The following is a 24,920-nucleotide window of genomic DNA, read 5'->3' as shown; positions in this document are numbered from 1 at the left end:
GCGCTGGCTATCCACGCTTTTGTCAACCAAACGGCGCCCGGTTCGGCCGTTATCCTTGCGGACCGAAACCGTTCATGCGAAGAGCCCGCAAACGAGCAGGAACATTGCGATGAGCAAGCGCGAAACCGGCCAGCATAAAACGGGCCAGAACAAAACGGCCAAGCGCAGAAACGGGCTCACCTATGCCGAGGCCGGCGTCGACATCGATGCCGGCAATCTCATGGTGGAGAAGATCAAGCCGCTGGTGCGCGCGACGCGCCGGCCAGGCGCGGATGGCGAGATCGGCGGCTTCGGCGGCCTGTTCGATCTCAAGGCCGCCGGTTTCACAGATCCGGTGCTGGTCGCCGCCAATGACGGCGTCGGCACCAAGCTCAAGATCGCCATCGATGCCGGCAAGCACGACACGATCGGCATCGACCTCGTCGCCATGTGCGTCAACGACATCGTCGTGCAGGGCGCGGAGCCGCTGTTCTTCCTCGACTATTTCGCCACCGGCAAACTCGATCCCGAACAGGGTGCCGCGATCGTCGGCGGCATCGCGCAGGGTTGCCGCCAGGCCGGCTGCGCGCTGATCGGCGGCGAGACCGCCGAAATGCCCGGCATGTATCACGGCAAGGACTATGACCTTGCCGGCTTTGCGGTGGGCGCGGCCGAACGCGGGCAGCTTTTGCCCACGGACGACATCGTCGAAGGCGACGTGCTGCTCGGCCTTGCCTCCTCCGGCCTCCATTCCAACGGTTTTTCCCTGGTGCGCCGCATCGTTGCCGCGAGCGGCCTGGCGTGGAGCGATCCGGCGCCGTTCAACGACGAAGCGACGTTGGCCGAGGCGCTGCTCGAGCCGACCCGCATCTACGTGAAATCGCTCCTCAAGGCGATCCGCAACACGCACGGCATCAAGGCGCTGGCGCACATCACCGGCGGCGGCTTTCCGGAAAACATCCCGCGCGTGCTGCCCAAGGATTTCTCGGCCGAGCTCGACCTCGAAGCCATCGACGCGCCGCCGGTGTTCTCCTGGCTGGCCAAGACCGGCGGCGTGGCGCCGGAAGAAATGATGCGCACCTTCAACTGCGGCATCGGCATGATTTTGGCTGTCGCTTCGGGTCAGGCGGCGCAGGTTGCGGCCGTCCTGCAGGAAGCCGGCGAGACGGTGACGCCGATCGGCCGCATCGTGCCGCGCCGCGACGCCGGCGTCATCTATCGGGGCTCGATCGGCCTATGAGCGCGCGGAGGAAACGCACAGTCGTTCTGATTTCGGGGCGCGGCTCCAACATGACCGCGCTGATCGCGGCGGCCAGCGACCCGTCCTTCCCGGCCGAGATCGCAGGCGTCATCTCCGATAAGGCGGACGCCGCCGGCCTCGTCATCGCCAGGGCACGCGGCATCGCCACACAAGTCATTTCGCGCGCCGATCACGGCAGCAAGCAGGCGCATGACGCGGCGATCGACGCGGCACTCGCGGCCTTCAATGCCGACATCGTGGCGCTGGCGGGCTATATGCGCATCCTGACCCCCGGCTTTGTCCAGAAATGGCAGGGCCGCATGATCAACATCCACCCTGCCCTGCTGCCGGCCTTCAAAGGGCTCGATACTCATGCCCGCGCGCTGGCCGCCGGCATCCGCATCCATGGCTGCACGGTGCATTTCGTGACGCCCGAGATGGATGACGGGCCGATCATCGCCCAGGCGGCGGTGCCGGTGATGGTCGGCGACAATACCGATACGCTGGCTGCCCGGGTGCTGAAGGCCGAGCATCGGCTCTATCCGCTGGCGCTTGGACTGGTGGCCGAAGGCAAGGCGCGCATGGAGGCGGGCCGCGCCGTGCTCGCCCACTTTGCCGACGATGCCGACAACGGCACCTCGGTGGTAATGGCACCCGACCCGCTGCGCGAGGAAGCCGATCTCGAGCATCTGGCGCGGATCACGCCTTAAGCCGAGGACATGGCGATGAAACAGCTGCTCCTCCTACGCCATGCCAAATCGAGCTGGGATGATCCTGATCTCGATGATTTCGACCGGCCGCTCGCGGAACGTGGGTTGAAGGCAGCCCGATTGATCGGTCGCGAGCTTGCCGCGCGCGACTGGCTGCCGGACCTTGCATTGGTGTCACCGGCGCTGCGCACCCGCGATACGTGGCGGCTCGTGGCCGCGGAACTGCCCGCGCAGCCTCGGGTCGCGTTTGCCGAGGCGCTTTACGATGCTTCGGCGGCGGATATTCTGAGCCAGGTACGCAAAGCAGACCCGTCCAGCGGCTGCGTGCTGGTTCTCGGCCACAATCCAGGCCTGGAGGATCTGGCAAAACAGCTTGCCGGACCGGGATCGGAGGCGAAGGCGCGCAAGAGGCTCGAGCAAAAGTTTCCGACAGCAGCCCTCGCGCGCTTCGTCTTTGACCACGATTGGTCTGGCTTGTCGGCCGCCCGGCTGACGCACTGTCTGCGGCGGAAGGATCTGAGCTAGACGGGTGCGGCAGATCAGACCTGCCGCACCCCTGACATCAGTTGCCCCATATACCCTGGCCGGGCTCCGGCCAGTCGATGCCGGGCTTGACCTTGGTGTCGGCAGCCTTGTGCCTGGTCATATTCGTGTTGTTGTCGACGGCGCCGGTGGCGGCGTGGTCCACGCCGGCGACCGGGGCGACCGGCTGGTTGGCATTGTCCGAGCCATAATGGTCGCTGCCGGCGAGTGCACCTCCGGTTGCGACGAGCATAGCGGCGGCAGCGAGAGCAAGTTTGTTCATTTCAATCTCCAGGTTCATCCGTTGGGCGGCGTCTTGGGAGGACGGTTCCGCTGAGGACAAGACCAGAAGCAGCCTGGTTTTATTCCTGACCGTGAAATGTTTTTTGCCGACTGCCAGGATCGGCTGATACGGCCAATGCCCAGGGCTCATCCAAAAAAACAAGAGCGGCGGGCCAGGCCCACCGCTCTTTGACGTCGAGTTAGTCGAGGCCCCGCGCGGGATCAGTGGCCCCAGTTGCCCTGGCCGGGGTCCGGCTGATTGGAATCGGGCGTCAGTTTGAAACCGCGGTGTTCGACCGGCTTGCGGATCGAAGCCGTAGAGCTGTGGTCGATCCTGTCCGCAGGCGCGGTGACAGCCGGCTGATTGACGTTGTCCGAGCCATAGTGGTCGCTGCCGGCGAAGGCGCTGCCCGTGGCAACGAGAATGGCGGCGGCGGTAAGTGCGATCCTGTTCATTTTCTTTACTCCAATAGTTCTGGTCTGTCCGTCAAGTGGCGAGCCTTGGGAGGATTTCGCGTCGCTCGGACCACCTGGAAGTGGGTTTTTCGTTCGCCGGCTTCCAATCACGAAGATGTTCCTTCACGGCCCGATTTCGGACCTCAAAGGTCGACAAGGAATTTGAAAATGAGACGCTTTTCGTCAGTAATAACAGATAGTTATGAAGATCTCACGGGGCATTGCGTTGTGTTCCGCCGAGCTCCGTTTCGCGCTGCGCTCACGGCTCGTCAACATTAATTGAACCGATTGGTTCGATCCGTGATCAGCACGCGGGGTGCGCCCGCTCGATGGTTGTCCGGCATGGCCGGCCCGGTTGCCTCAACCGGCCCCTCTGGCAAAAAACAAGAGCGGCGGGCCAGGCCCACCGCTCTTTGTCGTCATGCGATGCTTGAAGGGATCAGCGGCCCCAGATGCCCTGGCCTGACTGAGCGGGCACCTTGGCATTGGCGTCAGCCTGCGCCTTGTCCGCCTTCAGGATCGAACCGGTGCGGAAGGTGTCGACCTTGGAGGTCGACTGGCTGGCAACCGGCTGGTTGGCGTTGTTGGACCCATAGTTGTCGCTGCCGGCAAAAGCGGTGCCCGTGGCAACGAGGATGGCGGCGGCGGTGAGTGCGATCTTGGTCATTTCAAGTACTCCTGAATCAAAGGTGGATGGATTGGCAGTCGCGATTAGCGGCCGAAGAGGTTGCGGTCAGCGCCCTGCGGAGCCTGGACCGACGCTGCCGTCGACTTCGAGGTCGAAGCGGTGACCGAATGGTCGACAGTGGCGGCAGACTGGTTGGCGTTGGCCGAGCCATAATTGTCGCTGCCGGCAAAAGCAGTGCCCGTGGCAACGAGGATGGCGGCGGCGGTAAGAGCGATCTTGGTCATTTTATTTACTCCAGAATTTCTTTGTTCTGTCCGTCTAGTGGCGTGCCCTTGGGAGGATTTCGCGTCGCTCGGACCACCTCCAGATGGGAAAGGCCTTTTGGGATTTCTAGTCGCATCGGTTTTGCAGCATTTCATTACATTATGGACAATGCATATTGCATCGCAGCATTTTGAGTCTGATTTATCTCATGTTTTCAGATTGTTAGCGTTTCCATCCCGGGCGCATGCCAGAGCAGATCGGAGGACATTGTTCACCGTTTGCGATACAATCCGTCAACCAGAACCGAACCGTTCGGTTCGATTTAATTTTCAAAACGGGGTGTCTGAGCCTGCAAAAATCGGATCCCGACCGCGGCCAAGCCGCATTTGCCTTGCGTTGCGATCGAGACTATCGATCATTTCGGTCCGATTGCCGAATGGGCCCGCCAATCGAGTCCGAGGCGGCCGTTGAGACCAAAAATGGGCGGATGCTGGAACGGCAATAGACATGCGATTGCTGCTTGTGGAGGACAATCGCGAACTGGCGGACTGGCTAGGCAAGACCTTGCGCCAGGCCAATTATGTCGTCGACATCGTCCATGACGGCGAGGATGTCGAGCATGCGCTCGCCGCCGGCAACCACGCGCTTGTCATTCTCGATCTTGCGCTGCCTCGCATGGGTGGACTGGAAGTGCTGCGTATGCTGCGAACACGCGGCAACCGAGTGCCGGTGATCGTACTGACTGCCAATTCCAGCCTCGATGGCCGGGTCAAAGGCCTCAACGAAGGCGCCGACGACTATCTGCCGAAGCCCTTCCAGATCGAGGAGCTCGAAGCACGCATCCGCGTCCAACTGCGCCGCGCCAGTGACCGGACGGCACCGGTCGTTGCCTGCGGCGACCTCGTCTTCGACACCAACACCAGGCTGTTTTCGCTCGGCGGCGAGACGCTGGCATTGACGCCGCGCGAACATGCCGTGCTCGAGCAGTTGATGATCAAGGCGGGACGCACCGTGAGCAAGGCCGCCTTGTCCGCGGCGATCTATGACTTCGAGACCGACGCCGATCCAAGCGCCATCGAGATCTATGTGCACCGTGTGCGCAAGAAGCTTGAAGGCTCGCGGGTCCAGATCACCACTTTGCGTGGCCTCGGCTATCTCTTGCGCCACGATGACCTGGCGCCATGATGATTTGGCGCCATGAAGACTAACAGCCTGCGCCTGCAATTGCTGGCCTGGGTCGTGCTCCCCCTGGCCGGGCTTGCGACCATCAATCTGTGGACCAGCCAGCGCAACGCTCTGGCGACCGCCGATCTGGTCACCGACCGCATGCTGGTCGGCTCGGCCCGCGCCATCGCCGAGCAGGTCGCCATGGCCGATGGCGTACTCGATGCCACCATCCCGCCGGCGGCGATCGAGATGTTCGATACCGGCGATCGCGACAGCGTCTATTATCGCGTCGAGACCGCCGGAGGACGGTTGCTGACCGGTTACCCCGATTTGCCGCAAGCGCCGCGGCATGCGAGCGTCGAGGCGAGCTATCGCGACCATACGTTGCGGCTCTTGACGCTCAGTCACGCGGTGATCGGCGCCGGCGGCGATTCCCCCATAACGGTCACCGTGGGCATAACGCTCTCCGGGCATGATGCGATGGTGAAGCGGCTGTGGTTCAGCGCCTTCATCCAGCAACTGGCGCTGGTGGCGATCGCCGGCGTGTTCGTGCTGCTTGGCCTGCGCCGCGGCCTGGCGCCATTGATAAGCCTGCGCGACGCGGTGCGTTCGCCAAGCCGAAGCGACCTCGATCCGGTTGACGTGCCGGGCGCGCAGAGCGAAATCCGGCCACTGATAGAGGCGCTCAACGCCTACATGGAACGGGTGCGCGCGCAGATGGGAGCGCAGCGCCGTTTCATCGCCAATGCCGCACATCAATTGCGCACGCCGCTGGCGCTGCTATCGACGCAGGCAAGCTATGCGCTGCGCGAAACCGCCACCGATGCGCGCCAGGAAGCGCTGGTGGCGCTGCAGGCCAGCTCCGGCAAGCTGGCGCGGCTGGCCGAACAATTGCTCACCCTGTCGCGTGCCGAGCCTGGCAGCCGGCGGCCACGCGCCGATCGCATCGACCTGACCGAAGCCGCCCGCCATGTGCTGGAAACGCAGGCGCCCGCGGCGATCGCCCGCAAGATCGATCTTGGGCTGGAGGAAACAGGGCCGGTTGCAGTCATTGGCGACGGCACCATGCTGCGCGAGATGATCGTCAATCTTGTCGACAACGCGCTGCGTTACTCCACGGCAGGCGGCAGCGTGACGGTGAAGCTGGCCGCCATCGATAGCGAAGCCGTGTTGACAGTGGCCGATGACGGGCCCGGCATCCCGGCCGAAGAGCGGGATCACGTGTTCGAGCGCTTTTATCGCATCGCCGGTTCGACCGAGGAAGGCAGCGGCCTGGGCCTCGCCATCGTGCGCGAGGTTGTCGAGAATGCCGGCGGCCGCGTCACCCTCGGGGATGGCGCGGCCGGCGGTCTGGTGGTCGAGGTCAGGTTGCCCCTGGCATGACCCGACCCGCGCCAAGCGCGGACTCGTACTGTCCTCGGAACAAAATCAGGTGCCCTGCTCGTTGAACGGCGCCGGCCGCCACTTGACGACATAGTTCTCGAAGCGGGTGATGATGAATTCCACCACCAGCGCCATAACCGCCAGGATGATCATGGCGGCGAAGACGCCATTGGCGTTGAAGGCGCCCTGCGCGGTCGAGATCAGCAGGCCCATGCCTTGCTTGGCGCCGAGGAATTCGCCGACCACGGCGCCGACCAGGGCAAAGCCGAAGCTGACATGCAGGCTGGCCAGGATCCAGCTCATCGCCGACGGGATAATGACGGTGCGGGTGATCTGGAACGGCGAGGCGCCGAGGATCTGGGCGTTGGCGATCATCGCCCTGTCGGCCTCGCGAACCCCCTGAAAGGCGTTGGCGAAAACGACGAAGAACACCATCACCACGGCGAGCGCCACTTTCGAGGCCATGCCGAGGCCGAGCGCGATGATGAAGACAGAGCCGAGCACGACGCGCGGCACGGAATTGGCGATCTTGATGTAGATCGAAAAGACATCGGCCAGCAGCCGGTTGCGGCCGAGGATGATGCCGGCGGCGATGCCGCCCAGTGCGCCGATGGCGAAGCCGAGGAAGGTTTCCTCCAGCGTCACATAGATCTGCAGCCAGAGCGGTCCCTGCGAGGTGCCCTCGGTGATCCACGACCAGATCTGTTCCCAGATGCCCGAGGGGCTGGCGAAGAAGAACGGGTCGATGATGTTATAGTCGGCGCCGAGTTCCCACAGGCCAAGGAAGGCAACGAGGATAGCCAGGCGCAGGCCGATGACCAAGGCATGGCGCCGGCGCAGCCGGGCCCTCGCCCGGGCCTCGGCAACGGCAATGGAGGCATCGCGGACGGCGGCATGGGAAGCGGTGGGAGCGATAGCGGTCATGTTGGTGTCTCCTCTCAATGCCCGCTCTGCAAGGTGCGGCTCTGGCCGAGTTGCACTTCTTCGCGCAGGTCGTTCCAGATCACCTTGGCGATCTCGACGAATTTCGGGTCGTAACGGATGTCGGCCATGACACGCGGACGCGGCAGGTCGATGCGGTAGACGCTCTTGACCGTTCCCGGCCCGGCGGTGAGCACATAGACCTTGTCGGCCAGCGCCACCGCCTCCTCCAGATCGTGGGTGACGAAGACGACGGAGGATTTCTGTTCCGACCACAGGCCGAGTAGCTCGTCCTGCATGGCCGTGCGCGTCTGCATGTCGAGCGCACTGAACGGCTCGTCCATAAGCAGAATCTTCGGCTGGTTGATGAAGGTCTGGGCAAGGGCGACGCGCTTGCGCATGCCGCCCGAAAGCTGGTGCGGATAATGTTTTTCGAAGCGGCCGAGGCCGACGCGGGCGATCCAGTCGCGGGCCCGATCATAGGCCTGCGCCTTGGGGATCCCGCGATAAAGCGGACCGGCGGCGACATTGTCAATGACGCTTCGCCAGGGAAAAAGCGCATCGGCCTGGAAGACGAAACCGATGTCGCGGCTGATATCGGTGACCGGTTTGCCCATGACGCGGACATGACCCGTGGTCGGCCGCAGCAGGCCGGTGACGAGGTTGAGCGTCGTCGACTTGCCACAGCCGGTCGGCCCGACGACGCAGGCGAATTCGCCACGCGCCACCGTCATGGTGAAGTCGCGGATCGCCGTCATCATATGGCCGTCGGGCGTGACGAAGCGTAGCGTCACATCATCGATGGCGATCGCGGCATCGGCCGGCGGCGCGGCCTGAGACAACTTCTCGGCCGCCATCGTTTGCACTTGCATGGCATACTCCTGTAGCGATGATGCGAGAATGCCTGCGGCCAAAGCTTGTGGGCCCGCCATCTCTCGACATCGGTAGGCGCGCCGCTGCCAAATCGATTCAGGCCAGCGGCGCTACTTGTTGTTCCTCAAGGGCGAACCGGGTAATCCGCCTCGCCTGCCTGCCTACTTGGCGGCGTCGACGAATTCCGTCGTGAAGGTTTTCGACAGGTCGATCTGCTTGCCCTGCAGGCTTTTTGAGAAAGTCGACAGAACTTTCAGCACCGTCTCCGGGCCATCGGCCGGCATGCGTCCGTCGGGCGTGAACATCGCCTTGCCGCCGGCGAGCCCCTGGATATAGAGGTCCTTGTTGCCGGCGTAATAGTCCTTCGGCATCTTGTCGGCGATCTCCTCGGCCGAATGGCCGGCGATGAACTTCATCGTCTTGACGAAGGCATTGGCGAGCTTCTGTGCTTCGTCCTTGTGGCCTTCGACCCAGGAAGACTGGACGTAGAAGGATGCCGCAGGATAGTCGCCGCCCAGCGCTTCCTTGGTCTTTTCGGGCGTGCGCATGTCGACCAGGACACTGGCCTCGCCGGTCTTGAGCAATTTCGCGATGGTCGGCTCCGTGGTCATGCCGGCTTGAATCTGGTCCTGCTTGACGGCGGCGATGAAGGTATTGCCGGCGCCGACCGGCAGCAGCGTGTAATCACCCGGCTTCAGGCCGCTGCGGACGGCAAGATACTGGGTCAGGAAATCGGTCGACGACCCAAGCCCGGTGACGCCCAGCGTGGCGCCCTTGAAGTCGGCCGGCGACTTGATCTCCGGGTGCTTGGCTGAGACCAGTTCGACCTCGCCAGGGGCCTGGCTGAACTGGACGATCGACTGGATGTATTTGCCCTTTGACTGCAGGTCGACAGTGTGGTCGTAGAAGCCGACAACGCCCTGCACGGCGCCGGCCAGCAATTCATTCTCGGCCTCGACGCCGGCTCGCGAGTTGATCAGTTCGACGTCGAGCCCCTCATCCTTGAAGTAGCCGAGCTGCTGGGTGAGCACGGCAGGCAGGTAAATCTGCTTTTCCATGCCGCCGACGATGATGGTGATCTTGTCCGCGGCGGACGCCGCGGTCGCGCCCGTGCCGACAATGGCGAGCGTCAGCGCCGCCGAACGCAAGATGCACTTCGAGATCAAACCGGTCATGTAACTTCCTCCACCTGGGCGGCGCGCCATCCAGGCTGCGCCGCATTCCTCCTGCCGGCCACTCCCGCACCGGTCACGCGGCGAACGCCGCAATGAATCAATTGCATGCCCAAGCTTTCAGCTGGCTTTCAGCCATTTTAGCAACCGGGGAATGAAAACAGCCAGGGTTTGCCGGTTACGATGCGCCAAAACCCAACACGTCGCGCATGTCGTACTCGCCGGGAGCGCGGCCCGCCACCCAGAGTGCCGCGGCGATGGCGCCTCGCGCGAACATGATGCGGTCGCCAGCCGCATGCGACACGGTGACGGTTTCGCCCTCGGCGCAGAAGCTGACGCTGTGCTCGCCGATGATGCTGCCGCCGCGCGCCACCGCGAAGCCGATCTCGCCAGCCGGCCGCGCGCCGGTGACGCCATCGCGGACGCGCCTGGCAACCGCGTCCAGTTCGACGCCGCGTCCGCCGGCAACGGCTTGCCCCAGCATCAGCGCCGTGCCCGATGGAGCGTCGACCTTGTGGCGATGATGCGCCTCGAAAATCTCGGCATCCCAGTCTTGCGGGCCAAGTGCCCGCGCTGCCCGCCCGACTAATCCGACCAACATGTTGAGCCCGAGCGAGAAGCTTCCGGACCGCACAATGGCGACGGTTTTCGCGGCGGCGGCGATGGTGGCCAGTTCGGCGGCATCGAAACCCGTCGAGCCAATTACCAGCGCTGGTCCACCGCGCTCCGCACAGAAGCTGGCCAGGTCGGCGGAGACGGCCGGCGTGGTGAAGTCGACGACCACATCGGCCATCGCAAGCGCCTCGTCGCGGCTCACCAGCCCATCACCGACACTGCCCGGGCGGTGAAAGCGGGCGGCAAGCGCCAGGCGCGCATCGGCCCGCACCGCATTCGCCATCTGGCGTCCCATGCGGCCGAGCGCGCCTGATATGGCGATCCTGATCGGCGGCTGCGCCATCGGCTCCTGCTATTTCCACATCCCGCGCATGCGGGCGCCGATGTCGACGCGCACCTCCGGCCGGGGTGCCCTGCCCTGCGCCGCTTGCGCGGCCGGCCACGAAAGCTGCTGGAAGGCGGCAAGAATGGAGGCCGGGATGAAACGGGTGCGCGAGGCATAGAGATGGCGGTCGCCGCGCGCCGCCTGGCCGTGCGGAAAGAAGCGCTGCGGCATGACCAGGTTAAGGCTGTCCTTGGCTCGTGTCATCGCCACGTAGAGCAGCCGGCGCTCTTCCTCGATGTCCTCCTTGGTGCCGACGCCGAGATCGGCCGGAATGCAGCCATCGACCGTGTTGAGCACGAAGACGTTCTTCCACTCCTGGCCCTTGGCCGAGTGGATGGTGGACAGGATCAGATAGTCCTCGTCGCGATGCGGCGGCCCGGCCTGATCGCTGGTCGCGTCCGGCGGATCGAGCGTCAGCTCAGTCAGGAAGCGTTCGCGCGAGGCATAGCCCGAGCCGATCTGCTCGAGCTGCAACAGGTCCGCCCGGCGCGTGATCGCATCCTCGTGGATGCGTTCCAGATGCGGTTCGTACCACAGCCTGACCTGTTCGAGGTCGGCTGGCCATTTGGCGCCAGCTCGCAAGCCGGAATAAAGCGAGACAAAACCCGGCCAATCGTCGGCGGCGCGCGGCGGCGGACGCCAGCCGGTCAGGCCCATCGCCTCGTCCAACGCCGACGTCATCGCTTCGACGATTTGCGCGGCGGCGGAAGGGCCTATCCCCGGCAAAAGCTGCAGCACGCGAAAACCGGCGACACGGTCGCGCGGGTTTTCGGCGAAGCGCAGCACCGCCAGCACGTCCTTGACGTGGGCTGCATCGAGGAATTTCAGGCCACCGAACTTGACGAAGGGAATGTTGCGCCGCGTAAGTTCGATCTCCAGCGGTCCGCTGTGGTGCGAGGCACGAAACAGCACCGCCTGCGACTTTAGCGCGGTGCCAGCCTCGCGCTCCGCCAGGATCGTGTCGCAGACGAAATTGGCCTGCTCGACCTCGTCACGCACGGTCACAAGTCTTGGCTTGTCGGCGGATTTGCGTTCCGACCACAGGTTCTTGGTGAAGCGCTCCGAAGCTTCGCCGATGACCGCATTGGCGGCCGCAAGAATGGTCTCGGTCGAGCGGTAATTGCGCTCCAGCATCACCACATCGGCGGCCTGGGCGAACTGCCTGGGGAAGTCGAGGATGTTGCGCACTTCGGCAGCGCGGAACGAATAGATCGACTGCGCGTCGTCACCGACCACCGTCAGCCCGGCGCCGTCGGGTTTCAGCGCAAGCAGAATCGACGCCTGCAGCCGATTGGTGTCCTGGTATTCGTCGACCAGCACATGGTCGAAACGCCCGCCAAGATGCGCTGCGATTTCAGGCTCGGCGGTCATCTGCGCCCAGTAGAGCAGCAGATCGTCGTAATCGAGCACGTTCTGCGCCTGCTTGGCCTCGACATAGCCGGCAAACAGCTGCTTGAGCTGCTCGGCCCAGCCGGCGCACCAGGGGAAAGCAGATCCCAGCACCTCACCGAGCGGCACCTGCGCGTTGACGGCGCGCGAATAGATGGCAAGGCAGGTGCCTTTGGTCGGAAAGCGCGCTTCCGTCCTGGAGAAGCCGAGTTCGTGGCGTATGAGATTCATCAGATCGGCGGAATCCTCGCGATCATGGATGGTGAAGGCCGGATCGAGGCCGATCTCCAGTGCATAATCGCGCAGCAGCCGCGCACCGATGCCATGAAAAGTGCCGGCCCAGGTCAGCGCATCCGTGATCACGGCGGCATCGCGGCCTAGCACCTCGCCGGCGATGCGCTCGACGCGCCTGGCCATTTCGGATGCGGCGCGCCGCGAAAACGTCATCAGCAGGATGCGGCGCGGGTCGGCTCCCTTGACGATCAGATGGGCGACGCGGTGCGCCAGGGTGTTGGTCTTGCCGGAGCCGGCGCCGGCGATGACCAGCAGCGGGCCTGCAATCTTGCCGTCGCCATGTTCGACGGCCTGGCGTTGGGCGTCGTTTAGCCGGGCGAGATAAGCCGGCTGGACGGTCGAGTCCAAAAAGGTCGAATCATGGGCGGCGAGGTTCATCGCCCATCAAGCATCGTTTCCGCTTTGTTCGCAACAGAGAAGCAGCTCCGCCAATTCGGCGGAACAAGAAGGTCAGCGTTTCGGGTCAACGCCCATCGACGCCGATTGCCGGCGCAACGCCTCGCGGTCGTTTGCGGGCGCCGGCAGCAAGAGAGGATCGACACTGTCGGGTACCTCATCGATCATCTTGCGGGCGAGACGGTAAGTAACAAAGGCCAACGTGCCAACCAGGAGCAAACGGATCATGCGGCGGTCCTCCTTCGCTGGGTCAACCTGAGGCAGCGGATTTTGTTCCCTCGGTGCAATCGCGCAACCAAACCGACACCGCGTCGTTTTGGGGGTGGAGGAAGTAGCGATGAAAAAGCTGGTACTGATCCTCGCGCTGGTGGCCTTGGCTCTCTCGGCTTGCGACAACAAACTGCCGCCGACTAAGGCGACTGGAGCGGACCAAGACCTCGCAATTCCTGTCGTGAACAATGGCATTGCCGGCCAGTGAATGGTGCCCTGCGCCAGACGATTACGGCATCGCCCTCAGGCATTGCCGTGATGCATTCCTCGAGGCGATCGAGGCGGAACTTGGCGGTTCGTGGCCCGCCAAGCGCGAGCATTCTAAATTTAACGAAAGCTAATTTAGCGCAGGGAAGAAGGCCGGCGCCGCTTGGGAGGTAATCTGATAGCGCCGGCCAGGCGGATATCAGATCCGCCGCGCCAGGTAGGCTAGCTGAGTCTTGCCGTTGCGTCATGCGAGATCAGGGATTTCAACCTTTCCCGGGCGTTTTTCCCCCCGTAAAGTGCCGCGAAAAGCCCACGGAGGTTCAAGTCCCAAGCCGCTGCCTGGCAATGGCGACATGGAAATTGACACCGAACAACAGCCCGTCATCGTTGAAGTCGTAGCTGGAATTGTGAAGCGGTGACGAGGCTTCGCCGTTGCCAAGGAAGACGAAGCAGCCCGGCACGTGGTCGAGGAAGCGGGCGAAATCCTCCGACGCCGTCATCGGCTCGCGGGCGACCGCGATATTGCCGGGCTCGAAAACGGTCCCGGCGGCTGCGAAGGCCGCATCGACCAGTTCGGCATCGTTGCGCAAAGGCACGAATTCCCTGGTGTAGTTGACCTCGGCGCTGACATTGTAGGCGGCAGCGATACCTTCGGCGACAATGCGCATCTGGCGTTCGATTTCGGCGCTGACCTCGGGGCGGAAACTGCGCGCGTCGCCAAGGATGCGGGCAAGGCCCGGCAGTGCGTTGCGGGTGCCGTCGGTGATCAGTTCGGTCACCGAAACCACGGAAATGTCGGCCGGGCTCAGCCGTCGGGAGACGATGGTCTGCAGGTTGGTGACCAGCGCACAGGCGGCAACCAGCGTTTCCTGACCCGAATGCGGCCGAGCAGCGTGGCCGCCCAATCCCCTGAGGACGATCTCGAAAATATCCTCGGCCGACATGACCGGACCGGCGCGGGTTTCGAAATGCCCGACGGGCAGGCCCGGCATGTTGTGCAGGCCGAATATCTCGTCGAAGGGAAAGCGCTGCATCAGGCCATCGTCGAGCATCGCCAACGCGCCTTTTCCCCATTCCTCCGCCGGCTGGAAGATGAAGCGCACGGTGCCGTCGAAACCGCCCTCCCCAGCCAGAAGCTTGGCCGCACCCAGCAGCATCGCCGTGTGGCCGTCATGGCCGCAGGCATGCATGAGACCGGGATTGCCGGAGCGGTATGGCGCGGTCGATTGCTCCGATATGCGCAGCGCATCCATGTCGGCCCGCAGCGCGATGGCACGGTTGCCGCTGCCACGCTTCAAAGTGCCGACGACGCCGGTGCCGCCGACACCCTCGGCGACATCGTCCAGGCCGAATTCGCGCAGCTTGGCCGCGACGAAGGCCGCCGTGCGCTTCTCCTCGAAGCCGAATTCGGGATGCGCGTGCAGATCGCGCCGCCATCCGGTCATCTCCAGCTTCAGCGCATCGCGATCGATTTCAGCCATTGCCTGATATCTCCTGATCAGCAAGGCGGGTGACGACATCAAGCAGAATGTTGGCGCCGGCGACAAGCTCGGCATCGGCGGTATGTTCGCGCGGATTGTGGCTGATGCCGCCGGCGCTCGGCATGAAAATCATCGCCGCGGGCGCAAGGCGCGGCATCATCTGCGCGTCGCGGATGCGGCCAAGCAGTCTTTGTGCGTCAAGCGAGGTCATGGCTTTGCTTCAGAAAACGCCTTGCCGGCAAGCACATCCTCCGGATTCATGCCGACGAGTTCGGCATAGCGGCAAGGATCGGTCGCGCCTTCGGTGTTGACGACCAGCACGCGCGAAGTGGCGTCGAGGCCAAGCTCGGCCTTGTGATCGGCCATCGCGCGGATCAGCCCGGCAAGACCGACCCCGCCGCTTTCACCGGCGACGATGGCCGGATCGTTTCCGGCCGGCCATGCCAGCCGACGCATGACCGCGATGGCGTCATCCTCGTCGACGGTCATGAAGGCATCGGCGGCGCGTGCCAGCACCCGCCAGGCGACCGGCGACGCCTCGTAACATTCGAGCATCGCCATGACCGTCGCCTCGCCATGCGCGATCTTGACCGGATGCCCGGCCTTGGCGGCGCCGAAGACGCAGGCGGCACGGGCGGGTTCGACCACCGTGAAAACCGGTCTGGTTTCGCCGAGCACGATGGCGAGATGGCCGGCGATCGCGGCCGCGATGCCGCCGACGCCGGCCTGCACGAAGACATGGGTCGGCGGTTCGGAGAGCTGGCGCAGCGCCTCGCGCACGATCGCCGTGTAACCCTGCATGACAAGGCCTGGAATGCGTTCGTAGCCCGTCCATGAGGTATCGGAAACCACCGTCCAGCCTTTCTCCGCGGCGATGCGCGCCGCCTGCCTGATCGAATCGTCGTAATTGCCGTCGACGCGGATCATCTCGGCCCCATAGCGGGCGATGACCGCGACGCGCTCGTCGCTGACGCCGGCATGGACAAAGATCACCGCCTTGGCACCGACGAGCTCGGCGCCTTGCGCGACGGAGCGGCCATGATTGCCGTCGGTGGCGCATGCAACCGTCATGGTCGCTGCAACCGACTGGACTTCGGGCCGATCGAGATCGCCGACATCGACGGGGCGGCCGAGCCGCTTGCTGGCCTCTTCCAGGACCAGGCGGAAGACCGCATAGGCGCCGCCCAACGCCTTGAAGCTGCCGAGGCCGAGACGAAAGCCCTCATCCTTGACATGCAAGGCAGCGAGACCGAGTTCGCCAGCCAGCGCCGGCAGCGCGTGCAGCGGCGTCGTCAGATAATTGTCACGGCGGGCAAGGAAGCGCTCGACCGTGTCCGCCCCGGCAATGCCGAGGATTTCGGCATCGGCCGCGTCCAGCGGTCGGCCATGCAAGGCGTTTCGATTGGGCAGGAACATTGACGGTCTCCCCTCGGCGTCGTCTGAGAGAAGATATTGCAGGAGATGCGCAAAAGGCGCTGTAATTCGGCACCTAGAATGCAAGTTTCTTTCGTCAGGATACGCCAGTGCCTCAGCCGCCACCCTCACTCGACAGATTCGATCTTGCTATCCTTGCCATTTTGCAGCGGGACAACACGACGCCGCAGCGGCTGATCGGCGAGGCGGTGAACCTGTCGGCACCGGCGGTGCAGCGCCGCATCAAGCGCATGGAGCAGACCGGTGTCATCGCCGGCAATGTCGCCATTGTGGAGCCGGCGGCCCTCGGTCAGCCCATCACCATCTTCGTCGAGGTCGAGCTGGAAAGCGAACGCACCGAACTGATCGATGCGGCCAAGCGGCAATTCTCGGCGGAGCCGCAAGTGCAGCAATGCTATTATGTCACCGGCGAAAGCGACTTCATCCTCATCATCACCGTGGCCGACATGGGCGCCTACGAGGCGCTGACGCGAAAACTGTTCTTCGGCAGCAACAATGTGCGGAAGTTCCGCACCTTCGTCGCCATGGACCGCGTCAAGGTCGGGTTGACGGTGCCCTTGCCTGGATGAGCCGGTGGCACCCTTGCCACGTTTCTGACATTCTGGATCGCGAATTGGCGGTGGAGGCGCGCATGGACGAAGCCACGAAAGTCGCGATCATCGGTGCCGGACCGGCGGGCCTGGCGGTTGCTGCGTGTCTGCGGCAAGCCGGGCTGGATTTCGTCATGCTCGAAAAGGAGCAGCAGGCGGCGCCAGCCTGGCGGCGTCACTACGACCGCGTGCACCTGCATACGACCAAGCGTTACTCCTCGCTGCCCTTCGTCCCCTTCCCGAAGGACTATCCGCGCTATGTGCCGCGCCATCTCGTGGTCGAGTATCTCGAAGCCTATGCAAAGCGTTTCGACCTCGAGCCCCGCTTCGGAGAGACGGTGCGGGCGGTCGCCCGGGAGGGCCGCGGCTGGCGGGTGGAATCGACGTCCGGCGCCTTACGTGCTTCGCATGTGGTGATAGCGTCCGGCTACAATGCCGAGCCCTTGCTGCCCAAATTTGCCGGCATCGACAGCTTCAAGGGCAAGACGCTGCACAGCGCCGACTATCGCAACGCCACGCCTTTTGCCGGCCAATCGGTGCTGGTCGTCGGCATGGGCAACACCGGTGCGGAGATTGCGCTCGATCTGGCGGAAGCCGGCGCCCGGCCGACGATCTCGGTGCGTGGCGGCGTTCACATCGTGCCGCGCGAACTGTTCGGCGTGCCGATCCAGATGGTCGGCATGGCAACGCGGCTCGGGCCGCAGCGCATCAACGACGCCCTGTTCCCCGTCATCCTCGATCTGGTGCTGGGCAGGCTGGAGAAGTTTGGGCTCAGGCGGCCGAAGCAGGGACTGCTGCAGCAGATCGCGCTTGCATCGCGCATTCCGGTGATCGATGTCGGCACCATCGGCAAGATCCGCGAAGGCGCGATCAAGGTGGCGCCCGACATCGCTGAAATCTCGGAACGCGGTGCGCGTTTTGCGGACGGCAGGAACAGCGAATTCGACGCCATCCTCTTCGCCACCGGCTATCGGCCGGGCTATGCCAGGTTCCTCGAACCCGGCATCGAGCCGGGGCCTAGCGGCGTCAATGCCCGCGCTTCGGATCTCGGCCTCTATCTGGTCGGCTTTCACAACGCGGTCACCGGGCTGCTGCGCGAAATCGGTATCGAAGCCCAGGCGGTCGCCGACGACATCCGCCAGCGGCAAAACAGGAAAAAGGCGACTGAGACCCTGCCGGTGTGAAATTCGGCCGCGCCGTCAATCCGCCGCTGATGATGTTCTGAGCATCATGCCGGCGATCTCCTTCGTCAGTTTGGCGGCGACAAGCGCCGTCACATTGGAGAGGTCCTGGCTCGGATTGTATTCAACGATATCAGCAGCAACGATCGGCTGGTTGATGCCTTGAATCAGGTTGATGGCTTGCCGTGTCGACAGCCCGCCAGCCTCACGATGGGAGACGCCGGGCGCAAAAGCAGGATCGAGCCCGTCGAGATCCATCGAGATATAGACGGGCGTCTTGAGATCAAGCGACAGGCTTTCGCTGAAATGCGCAGCCTCCACGACCTCTACGCCAAAGCGCTTGAACTGATCGCGGTGATGGTCGTTCACGGTGCGCAGGCCGATCTGGATCAGGCGGTCGGCAAGCCGCTCCTCCATGATCCGTGCGAAAGGCGATGTGTGCGAACGCGGATTGTCACCGTAGGCCTGATAGATGTCGGGGTGGGCATCGATGTGAACGATCGTCAGGCTTGGATGGCGACGGCGCACCGCACGCAGCACCGGCCAGGAGATGGCGTGATCGCCGCCCAGGCTGATCAGGGGATGGCCTGCGTCCAGTGCGCGGTCGACTTCGCTTTCGATCCGCTGCCAGGGATCGCCCGGTTGGGCGAAGTCGATGTCGCCATGATCGACGAAACGGCCGGTCAGGTCGAAGCCGGTCTCGCTCCATGAGGAGTAAGCATCGCTGATGAGTTCGCGCCTGATGAGCGGTGGCGCCTTGGCAGCCCCCTGGAGATAGGACGAATTCTCGTCATGCGGTATTCCCAGAAGCGAAATCGCGCCGGCCATCGACACTCTCCCATTTGCGACGGACGACTGCCTCTATAGAGACGGGAGTTGGCGTTCGCGACCGCTGGTGCTTGGGCCAGAGGTGGAATCGGGAACGGGAATCAGCAGCGCTAGGCGCCCAGGTTTTCCGCCTTGCGCAGCCACACCTTGTTGTCGTGGAAGGCAGCGCCGCCGTAGGGGGCGGGCGCATCGGCTCCCGTCAGCACGTTGATGCCTTCGCCGCGCTCATGCGCGCTGTTCGGCCAGATGCCTTCGGCGATCACGACACCGCGCTTGATACCGTCGAACAATCTGGCGCGCAGCACCACCTCGCCGCGCATGTTGCCGATCTCGACACGGTCGCCGTCGGCAAGATCGAGAGCCGCCGCATCGTCGGGATGCAGCAGGAGCTCCGGGCGGCCCTCCTTGGCCTTCGACACCGGTGTTTCGGAAAAGGTCGAGTTGAGGAAGTTGCGCGCCGGCGAGGTCGCTAGCCGGAACGGATGCGCTTCGTCGGCCACCTCGATCAGGTCGACATGATCGGGAAATTCAGGCAGTCGCGCCACCGGGCCGAACAAGCCCATGCTCTTCGGCGGCCGGTTGGGAGCCGCCTGCCCGGTCCAGTCGGCGCGGAAGCGGAATTTTCCGTCTGCGTGACCAAAGCCCCGGATGAAATGCGCCGTGTCGAAATCCGGCTGCAGGTCGATCCACTTCTCGTCCTTCAAGGAGTCGAAGCTGCCCAGCCCGCGCTTGCCAAGAATGATGTCGATATGCTGCTGTTCGGTGAGGCCGAAGCCCGGCCTGTCGGCGACACCGAGGCGCTCGGCCAGTTGCTCGATGACGAAATGGTTGGTGCGCGGCCCTTCCGGCGGCTCGATCAGTTTTGGGCCGAGCGTGATGTGCTGGTTGCCGCCGCCCTTGTAGATGTCGTCGTGCTCGACGAACATCGTCGCCGGCAGCACGACATCGGCCAGCTTGGCAGTGTCGGTCATGAACTGCTCGTGCACGCAGGTGAACAAATCGTCGCGCAGGAAACCCTGTTTCACCAGCCGCTGCTCGGGCGCGACATTCACCGGATTGGTGTTCTGGATCAGCATCGCCGCCACCGGCGGTCCGCCATAAAGCGCGTCGCTGGCGCCAGTCAGCACCGGGCCGATACGCGAATGGTCGAGATAGCGGATCGAGGGATCGCGCATCCTCGTGCCTTCGAGCACATCCTGGTTGAGTTTGAAGATGCCGGAATTGGAATGGAAGGCGCCGCCGCCCTCATACTGCCAGGCGCCGGTGACGGCGGCGATGCAGGACGCCGCATGCATGTTGACGGCGCCGTTGCGCTGGCGCGCAAAGCCATAGCCGAGGCGGAAATATGTTTTCCTGGTCGAGCCGACCAATCGCGCGAAGGCCTCGATCTCGGCAACGCCAAGGCCAGTGATGGCAGAGGCCCATTCCGGCGAGCGCGTCTTCAGGTGCGCTTCCAGTCCTTTCGGATCGTCGGTGTATTTTTCGAGATAGGCGCGGTCGGCCAAGCCTTCCCTGAACAGGACATGCATGACAGCACAAGCCAGCGCGCCATCGGTGCCGGGCTTCAGGACCAGGCCCATATCGGCCTGTTTCATGGTCGCGTTTTCATAGACGTCGACGGCGACGATTTTCGCGCCACGTTCCTTGCGCGCCTTGATGGCGTGGGTCATGACATTGACTTGCGTCACCACCGCATTGGTGCCCCAGATCACGACGCAATCGGATTTGGCCATCTCGCGCGGGTCCGGTCCGCGCAAGGCGCCTGCCCCCATCATCCAGCCGGTCCATGCGAGATTGGTGCAGATCGAGCCGAAGAAGCCCGAGTACTTTTTCGAATGCCGCAGCCGGTCGATGCCGTCGCGCTGCACCAGCCCCATCGTGCCTGCGTAATAGTAAGGCCAGACCGTCTCCGAGCCATGCTTCTCCTCGGCCGACATGAACTTTTCGGCGACGAGGTCGAGTGCGGCCTCCCAGCTTGATTCCTGCCAGACGCCCTCGCCCTTGGCACCCTTGCGCACCAGCGGCTTCAGCAGACGGTCGGGATGATGGACGCGGTCGGCATAGCGGGCAACCTTGGCGCAGACGACGCCCGACGTATAGCTGTTGGCCTTGGCGCCATGGACACGCCCGATGCGGTTGCCATCGAGCAATTCGACCTCGAGCGCGCAGGTCGACGGACAATCATGCGGACAGGCCGAATGGCCGATGCGGAGGTTCGCGTGCTGGTTCATGGGGGCAAACTAGCCGTTTATGATGGCCACGTGTAGGGCCAGTTATTCGCCTTCAATGCGCTTGAGCAGCCCGTTGTAGGCGCCGCATTTTGGGCAGCGCATGTGGCGCTCGAAATGGGTTGCATCCACTTTACTATCGTGGACGTCCAGAGTTGCCTCGCCGCAGTCGGGGCATTTGACGACAGCTTTGGGATCACCTGCCAGAATCTTCCCTGCGTCGACCCACAATTCCTTCGACATCCGCTACTCCGCCGTGCCTTCCTCATACTCGGCCGACATGGTCAACCACTTTTCCTCATGGCCGGCAAGCGTCTGCGCAAGCTGCGAGCGTTCCTTGGCGAGCCTCGTCGCCGTCGACGGATCCTTTTCATATACCGCCGGGTTGGACAGCTCATCCTCGATGCCGTCGATGCGCTTGCGGATGCGGTCCATCAGCGCCTCAGTGGCGCGGATTTCCTTGGCCAACGGTTCGAAGGCGGTGCGACGCGCGGCCGCATCGCGGCGGCGGTCAGCCTTTGATGCCTTGTCGGCCTCGCGCTTGCCGCGGCGGTCGCCGGAGACGCCGGTGACCAGTGTCTTATAATCCTCGAGGTCGCCGTCATACGGATTGACCGCGCCGTCCTTGACCAGCCACAGCCGGTCCGCGGTCGCCTCGAGCAGATGGCGGTCGTGCGAGATCAGGATGACAGCGCCGGGAAACTCATTGAGCGCATGGATCAGCGATTCGCGGCTGTCGATGTCGAGATGGTTGGTCGGCTCGTCGAGGATGAACAGGTTCGGCCCCTCGAAAGCCGACAGACCCATCAACAGCCGCGCCTTCTCGCCACCGGACAGGTCCTTGGCGGGCGTGTTCATTTTCTCGGTCGTGAGGCCGAATTGGGCGACACGGCCGCGCACTTTCGATTCCGGCGCCTCCGGCATCATCCGGCGGACATGCTCATAGGCGTTTTCCTCAGGGCGCAGATCGTCAAGCTGATGCTGGGCAAAGATCGCCACTTTCAGCCCGGGCGCCACCGTCATGGTGCCGGTCTCCTGCTTCAGACGGCCAGACAGCAGCTTGGCGAAGGTTGACTTGCCATTGCCATTGGCGCCCAGCAGCGCGATGCGGTCGTCGGCATCGATGCGCAGCGTCATCTTCTTCAGGATCGGCTGGCCTTCGGTATAGCCGACATTGACGTTGTTCAGCGCAACGATCGGCGAGGCCACCGTCTTCACAGGTTCGGGGAAAGAGAACGGCCGCACCGTGTCGTTGACGATGGCCGAGATCGGCTTCATCTTTTCCAGCGCCTTGATGCGCGATTGTGCCTGTCTTGCCTTGGAGGCCTTTGCGCGAAAACGCTCGACGAAGGATTCCATGTGCTTGCGGGCGGCTTCCTGCTTGACCCGGCCCTTTTCCTGCAATTCCTTCTGCTCGGTGTATTGGCGCTCGAACTGGTCGTAGCCGCCGCGCCAGAACGTCAGCTTCTTCTGGTCGAGGTGAACGATCGAATTGACGGCACGATTGAGCAGATCGCGGTCGTGCGAAATCAGCAGCACGGTGTGCGGATACTTTGAAACGTAGTTCTCAAGCCACAGCGTGCCTTCGAGGTCGAGATAGTTGGTCGGCTCGTCCAGCAGCAGGAGATCCGGCTCGGAAAACAGCACGGCGGCCAACGCCACGCGCATACGCCAGCCTCCGGAGAAGGACGAGGCCGGACGCCGCTGCGCGGCGTCGTCGAAGCCGAGGCCGGCGAGGATGGTGGCCGCGCGCGACTCCGCCGAATGGGCGTCGATATCGGCAAGCCGCATATGGATGTCGGCGATACGGTGTGGATCGGTGGCGGTCTTTTCTTCTTCGAGCAGCGCCGTGCGCTCAAGGTCGGCCTTGAGCACGATCTCTATCAGCGGGTCCTCGGTGCCAGGCGCTTCCTGCGCCACCTGGCCGATGCGCGTATTCTTCGGCAGGTTGATCGAGCCGGTCTCGGAGGGAAAATCGCCTGTTATAGCCTTGAACAGCGTCGTCTTGCCGGTGCCGTTGCGGCCGACAAGACCGGCCTTGGTGCCGGCCGGCAAGGTGAGCGAGGCGTGGTCGAGAAGCAAGCGCCCCGCCATGCGGAGCGAGAGGTCATTGATGATAAGCATGGCCGCGCTTTTGCACTGGACATCAACGCTTCGCAAGACCTTGCGGGCCAGTTGGCCACACAAGGCCTGGAAACGGCGCAGATAATGCGCCGCCAGAGCAGCCGATCAGTGGCCTGCCATACCGGCCAGCAAGGCCTCAGGCAATGGCCTTGCCACGCTTTGTCGCCTTGGCCACGACTGCCGGCGCAGCGGCCGGCTTGCGGCCAAGTCCCGTCGATTTCGCCAGCGCCGACCGGGTCGCCGAGTAATTCGGGGCGACCATCGGATAATCCGGCGGCAAACCCCATTTGGCCCGATAGTCGTCCGGGCTCAAACCGTAGTCTGTCCTGAGGTGTCGCTTGAGCGACTTGAACTTCTTGCCGTCCTCCAGGCAGATGATGTAGTCGGGAAACACCGACTTTTTCGGATTTACAGCCGGAACCAGGCTCGGGCTTTCCACGACGGCCGCGCCAGCCAGCTTTCGGACCGAGGCGCTGACGCTGGCAATCAGGTCAGGCAGGCCAGAAGCCGGAAGCGGATTGTTGCCTACATAGGCCGAGACAATATCGGCGGTTAGCTCGATAACGGTCTTATCCTCGATATTTGACAATTCTTTCACCTTATTTGCGACAAAGTCATCTACCCCAGTGAAGACTTTTGTCGATGTATCTCTTTAACCGCGCCCCCAACGGACCGCCAAAGTCCCAAAACGAATCAAGACTTGGCATCAACTACCTTTATGGGAAATCGACGTCGCGCAAATTAGAAAATCTAATACTTCGAAGCGACAGACTTGGTTGTCCGACCATCCGCCAATATCTCAAGAATACGCTTCCAGCGGGCACAGCGCCCGAAATCCTTCTGCTCAATCGCCTTTTCAGCCTTCATCGCGGCATAAAGTGATGCCTCCGCGCCGAATTCCTTGATGAGCCAGTGCGCTTCCTGCCTGGCCAGACGTTCATTGTCGTCAAACATAGTCTTGCGCCTCCGTACGCTCCAGGCCGACCGCGACACAACTGCCGATCACGAGGACGGCTCCGGCAATGGCGGTCGTCGTCAGCCGTTCACCGGACAAGGTCAGCAGCAGCGTCGAGACAATCGGCGTGAGATAGGCGACGACAGCGACCTTGCCGCTGCCTCCGAGCTTCAAGGCGTGCGACCAGAAGTAATAACCCAGCCCCATCGGCCCGGCGCCGAGATAGAGCCCGAGGGCCAGATCCATCCCGGTGGGCCAGGCGACGCCTTCGCGAGCGGACCATATGAGTGTCAACGCGACGCCAACCAGCGACGAGGGCAACAACAAGCGGTCCGGCGAATTGGCGAGCCGTCCCACCATCACCGAATAGAAAGCCATGCACAGCGCAGATCCGAATGCGGCCAGATAGCCGGCGAGATCACCCTGGAACCAGGTGCGGTCACGTCCTCCCGAAATCACCAACGCGACGCCGACGAACCCAAGGGCCGCGGCAAGGCCCAGCAAGGCCGGACGCCGGGGATTGTCGAAGGCGATCACCGCCGCGGCAACCATCAAGGGCCAGGTGTAGGCCACGAGATTGGCTTCTATCACCGGCATCAAGGCAAAGGAGATATATTGCAGCACCATGGTGCCGACCAGACCGATAAAGCCAACCGCGAGCGGCGCCAGCGCGGTGCTCGCCGTGACTGCCGCGGCTTTCTCGCGGCTCATCAACCGGATGACCGCGAACACCAGTGCGGCCCCTACAAATTGCAGGAATTGCACTTGCGACACCGGGTGAATGGCCAGCAGGGATTTGCCGACCAGCGCATTTGTCGACCACAACGCCACCGCGCCGGTGGCGAAGACCAGCGCGGATACCGAGCCCGATCGATGCCGAAACAACCGGCAAGAGGCTCTATCCCTGTGGTCGATCATGATCCTGTCCGAAAACCGGTTTCCACTT

General features: G+C 63.4%; 27 protein-coding genes and 1 pseudogene. 8 read left to right on the top strand and 20 right to left on the bottom strand.

All coding sequences use genetic code 11. The features are described 5' to 3' along the window. Nucleotides 1-109 precede the first annotated feature (109 nt). From purM to O7B34_RS14870, 3 genes are read left to right on the top strand one after another with little or no spacing between them, the layout of a single operon-like run. Nucleotides 110-1,219: a phosphoribosylformylglycinamidine cyclo-ligase gene (gene purM, locus O7B34_RS14880; RefSeq protein WP_337146735.1), complete on the top strand. Its 1,110-nt coding sequence runs from the start codon at nt 110-112 to the stop codon at nt 1,217-1,219. Beyond that, complete coding sequence (gene purN, locus O7B34_RS14875) at nt 1,216-1,929, top strand: phosphoribosylglycinamide formyltransferase (protein ID WP_337142890.1); 714 nt, start codon at nt 1,216-1,218, stop codon at nt 1,927-1,929. Before purM ends, purN begins: the two co-directional genes overlap by 4 nt. Before the next feature lie 15 nt (nt 1,930-1,944). Next, a complete protein-coding gene (locus O7B34_RS14870; protein WP_337146734.1) occupies nt 1,945-2,454 on the top strand; it encodes a SixA phosphatase family protein in 510 nt (169 codons plus the stop codon). 37 nt (nt 2,455-2,491) lie between these two features. On the opposite strand, the gene O7B34_RS14865 is transcribed toward O7B34_RS14870, so the two are convergent. The 4 genes from O7B34_RS14865 to O7B34_RS14850 form a co-directional block, all read right to left on the bottom strand. Further along, nucleotides 2,492-2,734, bottom strand: a complete 243-nt coding sequence (locus O7B34_RS14865) for a DUF680 domain-containing protein (protein WP_337146733.1) — start codon at nt 2,732-2,734, stop codon at nt 2,492-2,494. Nucleotides 2,735-2,955: 221 nt separating this feature from the next. After that, nucleotides 2,956-3,189, bottom strand: coding sequence for a DUF680 domain-containing protein (locus O7B34_RS14860; RefSeq protein ID WP_337146731.1), 234 nt, complete (start codon nt 3,187-3,189; stop codon nt 2,956-2,958). A gap of 439 nt (nt 3,190-3,628) precedes the next feature. Beyond that, nucleotides 3,629-3,856 (bottom strand): DUF680 domain-containing protein, encoded by a 228-nt coding sequence (locus O7B34_RS14855; protein WP_337146730.1) that lies wholly within the window; start codon nt 3,854-3,856, stop codon nt 3,629-3,631. A 44-nt stretch (nt 3,857-3,900) separates the two neighbouring features. Further along, nucleotides 3,901-4,101, bottom strand: a complete 201-nt coding sequence (locus tag O7B34_RS14850) for a DUF680 domain-containing protein (RefSeq protein ID WP_337146729.1) — start codon at nt 4,099-4,101, stop codon at nt 3,901-3,903. Nucleotides 4,102-4,588: 487 nt separating this feature from the next. Between O7B34_RS14850 and O7B34_RS14845 the strand changes: the two genes are divergently transcribed. Together O7B34_RS14845 and O7B34_RS14840 are read left to right on the top strand one after the other, a co-directional pair. After that, complete coding sequence (locus O7B34_RS14845; protein ID WP_337146727.1) at nt 4,589-5,266, top strand: response regulator; 678 nt, start codon at nt 4,589-4,591, stop codon at nt 5,264-5,266. 12 nt (nt 5,267-5,278) lie between these two features. Beyond that, complete coding sequence (locus O7B34_RS14840; RefSeq protein WP_337146725.1) at nt 5,279-6,631, top strand: sensor histidine kinase; 1,353 nt, start codon at nt 5,279-5,281, stop codon at nt 6,629-6,631. A gap of 45 nt (nt 6,632-6,676) precedes the next feature. Here O7B34_RS14840 and O7B34_RS14835 read toward each other — a convergent pair whose 3' ends face one another. The 6 genes from O7B34_RS14835 to O7B34_RS14810 form a co-directional block, all read right to left on the bottom strand. Then, nucleotides 6,677-7,555: an ABC transporter permease gene (locus O7B34_RS14835; RefSeq protein WP_337146724.1), complete on the bottom strand. Its 879-nt coding sequence runs from the start codon at nt 7,553-7,555 to the stop codon at nt 6,677-6,679. A 14-nt stretch (nt 7,556-7,569) separates the two neighbouring features. Continuing rightward, nucleotides 7,570-8,424, bottom strand: a complete 855-nt coding sequence (locus tag O7B34_RS14830; protein ID WP_015318445.1) for an ABC transporter ATP-binding protein — start codon at nt 8,422-8,424, stop codon at nt 7,570-7,572. A gap of 162 nt (nt 8,425-8,586) precedes the next feature. Then, entirely contained in the window at nt 8,587-9,600 is a 1,014-nt protein-coding gene (locus tag O7B34_RS14825) for an ABC transporter substrate-binding protein (protein ID WP_337131809.1), read from the bottom strand. Between the two features lie 175 nt (nt 9,601-9,775). After that, complete coding sequence (dapB, locus tag O7B34_RS14820) at nt 9,776-10,555, bottom strand: 4-hydroxy-tetrahydrodipicolinate reductase (RefSeq protein ID WP_337146722.1); 780 nt, start codon at nt 10,553-10,555, stop codon at nt 9,776-9,778. Between the two features lie 9 nt (nt 10,556-10,564). Continuing rightward, nucleotides 10,565-12,658: an ATP-dependent helicase gene (locus O7B34_RS14815; protein WP_337146721.1), complete on the bottom strand. Its 2,094-nt coding sequence runs from the start codon at nt 12,656-12,658 to the stop codon at nt 10,565-10,567. A 72-nt stretch (nt 12,659-12,730) separates the two neighbouring features. Further along, nucleotides 12,731-12,904, bottom strand: coding sequence for a hypothetical protein (locus O7B34_RS14810; RefSeq protein WP_015318449.1), 174 nt, complete (start codon nt 12,902-12,904; stop codon nt 12,731-12,733). 109 nt (nt 12,905-13,013) lie between these two features. Here O7B34_RS14810 and O7B34_RS14805 point away from each other — a divergent pair, with 109 nt between their 5' ends. Next, nucleotides 13,014-13,154 (top strand): hypothetical protein, encoded by a 141-nt coding sequence (locus tag O7B34_RS14805; protein ID WP_337142902.1) that lies wholly within the window; start codon nt 13,014-13,016, stop codon nt 13,152-13,154. Between the two features lie 319 nt (nt 13,155-13,473). Here O7B34_RS14805 and O7B34_RS14800 read toward each other — a convergent pair whose 3' ends face one another. The 3 genes and pseudogenes from O7B34_RS14800 to O7B34_RS14790 form a co-directional block, all read right to left on the bottom strand. Then, entirely contained in the window at nt 13,474-14,634 is a 1,161-nt protein-coding gene (locus tag O7B34_RS14800; protein ID WP_337142903.1) for a M20 aminoacylase family protein, read from the bottom strand. Continuing rightward, nucleotides 14,627-14,815 (bottom strand): annotated as a pseudogene (locus O7B34_RS14795) (Zn-dependent hydrolase); the annotation flags it as partial. The gene O7B34_RS14800 and the pseudogene O7B34_RS14795, both read right to left, overlap by 8 nt. A gap of 26 nt (nt 14,816-14,841) precedes the next feature. Further along, complete coding sequence (locus O7B34_RS14790) at nt 14,842-16,050, bottom strand: diaminopropionate ammonia-lyase (protein ID WP_337146720.1); 1,209 nt, start codon at nt 16,048-16,050, stop codon at nt 14,842-14,844. Between the two features lie 107 nt (nt 16,051-16,157). On the opposite strand from O7B34_RS14790, the gene O7B34_RS14785 reads away from it, so the two are divergent. Both O7B34_RS14785 and O7B34_RS14780 read left to right on the top strand, forming a co-directional pair. Beyond that, on the top strand, nt 16,158-16,637 hold the full coding sequence (locus tag O7B34_RS14785; RefSeq protein WP_337146718.1) for an Lrp/AsnC family transcriptional regulator: 480 nt from the start codon (nt 16,158-16,160) through the stop codon (nt 16,635-16,637). Nucleotides 16,638-16,699: 62 nt separating this feature from the next. Then, complete coding sequence (locus tag O7B34_RS14780; protein ID WP_337146717.1) at nt 16,700-17,842, top strand: flavin-containing monooxygenase; 1,143 nt, start codon at nt 16,700-16,702, stop codon at nt 17,840-17,842. A 15-nt stretch (nt 17,843-17,857) separates the two neighbouring features. Here O7B34_RS14780 and speB read toward each other — a convergent pair whose 3' ends face one another. From speB to O7B34_RS14745, 7 genes are all read right to left on the bottom strand, one after another. Next, nucleotides 17,858-18,667, bottom strand: a complete 810-nt coding sequence (gene speB / locus O7B34_RS14775; RefSeq protein WP_337146715.1) for an agmatinase — start codon at nt 18,665-18,667, stop codon at nt 17,858-17,860. A gap of 110 nt (nt 18,668-18,777) precedes the next feature. Continuing rightward, the gene (locus tag O7B34_RS14770) at nt 18,778-20,898 is read right to left on the bottom strand and encodes a molybdopterin oxidoreductase family protein (RefSeq protein WP_337146714.1); all 2,121 of its coding nucleotides are present in this window, start codon (nt 20,896-20,898) and stop codon (nt 18,778-18,780) included. Nucleotides 20,899-20,940: 42 nt separating this feature from the next. Next, complete coding sequence (locus O7B34_RS14765) at nt 20,941-21,138, bottom strand: hypothetical protein (RefSeq protein WP_337146713.1); 198 nt, start codon at nt 21,136-21,138, stop codon at nt 20,941-20,943. 3 nt (nt 21,139-21,141) lie between these two features. Further along, entirely contained in the window at nt 21,142-23,019 is a 1,878-nt protein-coding gene (locus tag O7B34_RS14760) for an ABC-F family ATP-binding cassette domain-containing protein (RefSeq protein WP_337146712.1), read from the bottom strand. 136 nt (nt 23,020-23,155) lie between these two features. Further along, entirely contained in the window at nt 23,156-23,608 is a 453-nt protein-coding gene (locus tag O7B34_RS14755; protein WP_337146711.1) for a MucR family transcriptional regulator, read from the bottom strand. A gap of 161 nt (nt 23,609-23,769) precedes the next feature. Then, the gene (locus O7B34_RS14750) at nt 23,770-23,973 is read right to left on the bottom strand and encodes a hypothetical protein (protein WP_337146709.1); all 204 of its coding nucleotides are present in this window, start codon (nt 23,971-23,973) and stop codon (nt 23,770-23,772) included. Beyond that, entirely contained in the window at nt 23,966-24,892 is a 927-nt protein-coding gene (locus tag O7B34_RS14745; protein ID WP_337146708.1) for a DMT family transporter, read from the bottom strand. The genes O7B34_RS14750 and O7B34_RS14745 overlap by 8 nt, the downstream gene beginning before the upstream one ends. Between the last annotated feature and the right edge of the window lie 28 nt (nt 24,893-24,920).

This window comes from Mesorhizobium sp. Cs1299R1N3 (assembly GCF_037179625.1).
GTDB lineage: Bacteria > Pseudomonadota > Alphaproteobacteria > Rhizobiales > Rhizobiaceae > Mesorhizobium > Mesorhizobium salmacidum.
The sequence above is the reverse complement of the archived record's forward strand: the minus strand, read 5'-3'. Positions and strand labels throughout refer to the sequence as shown.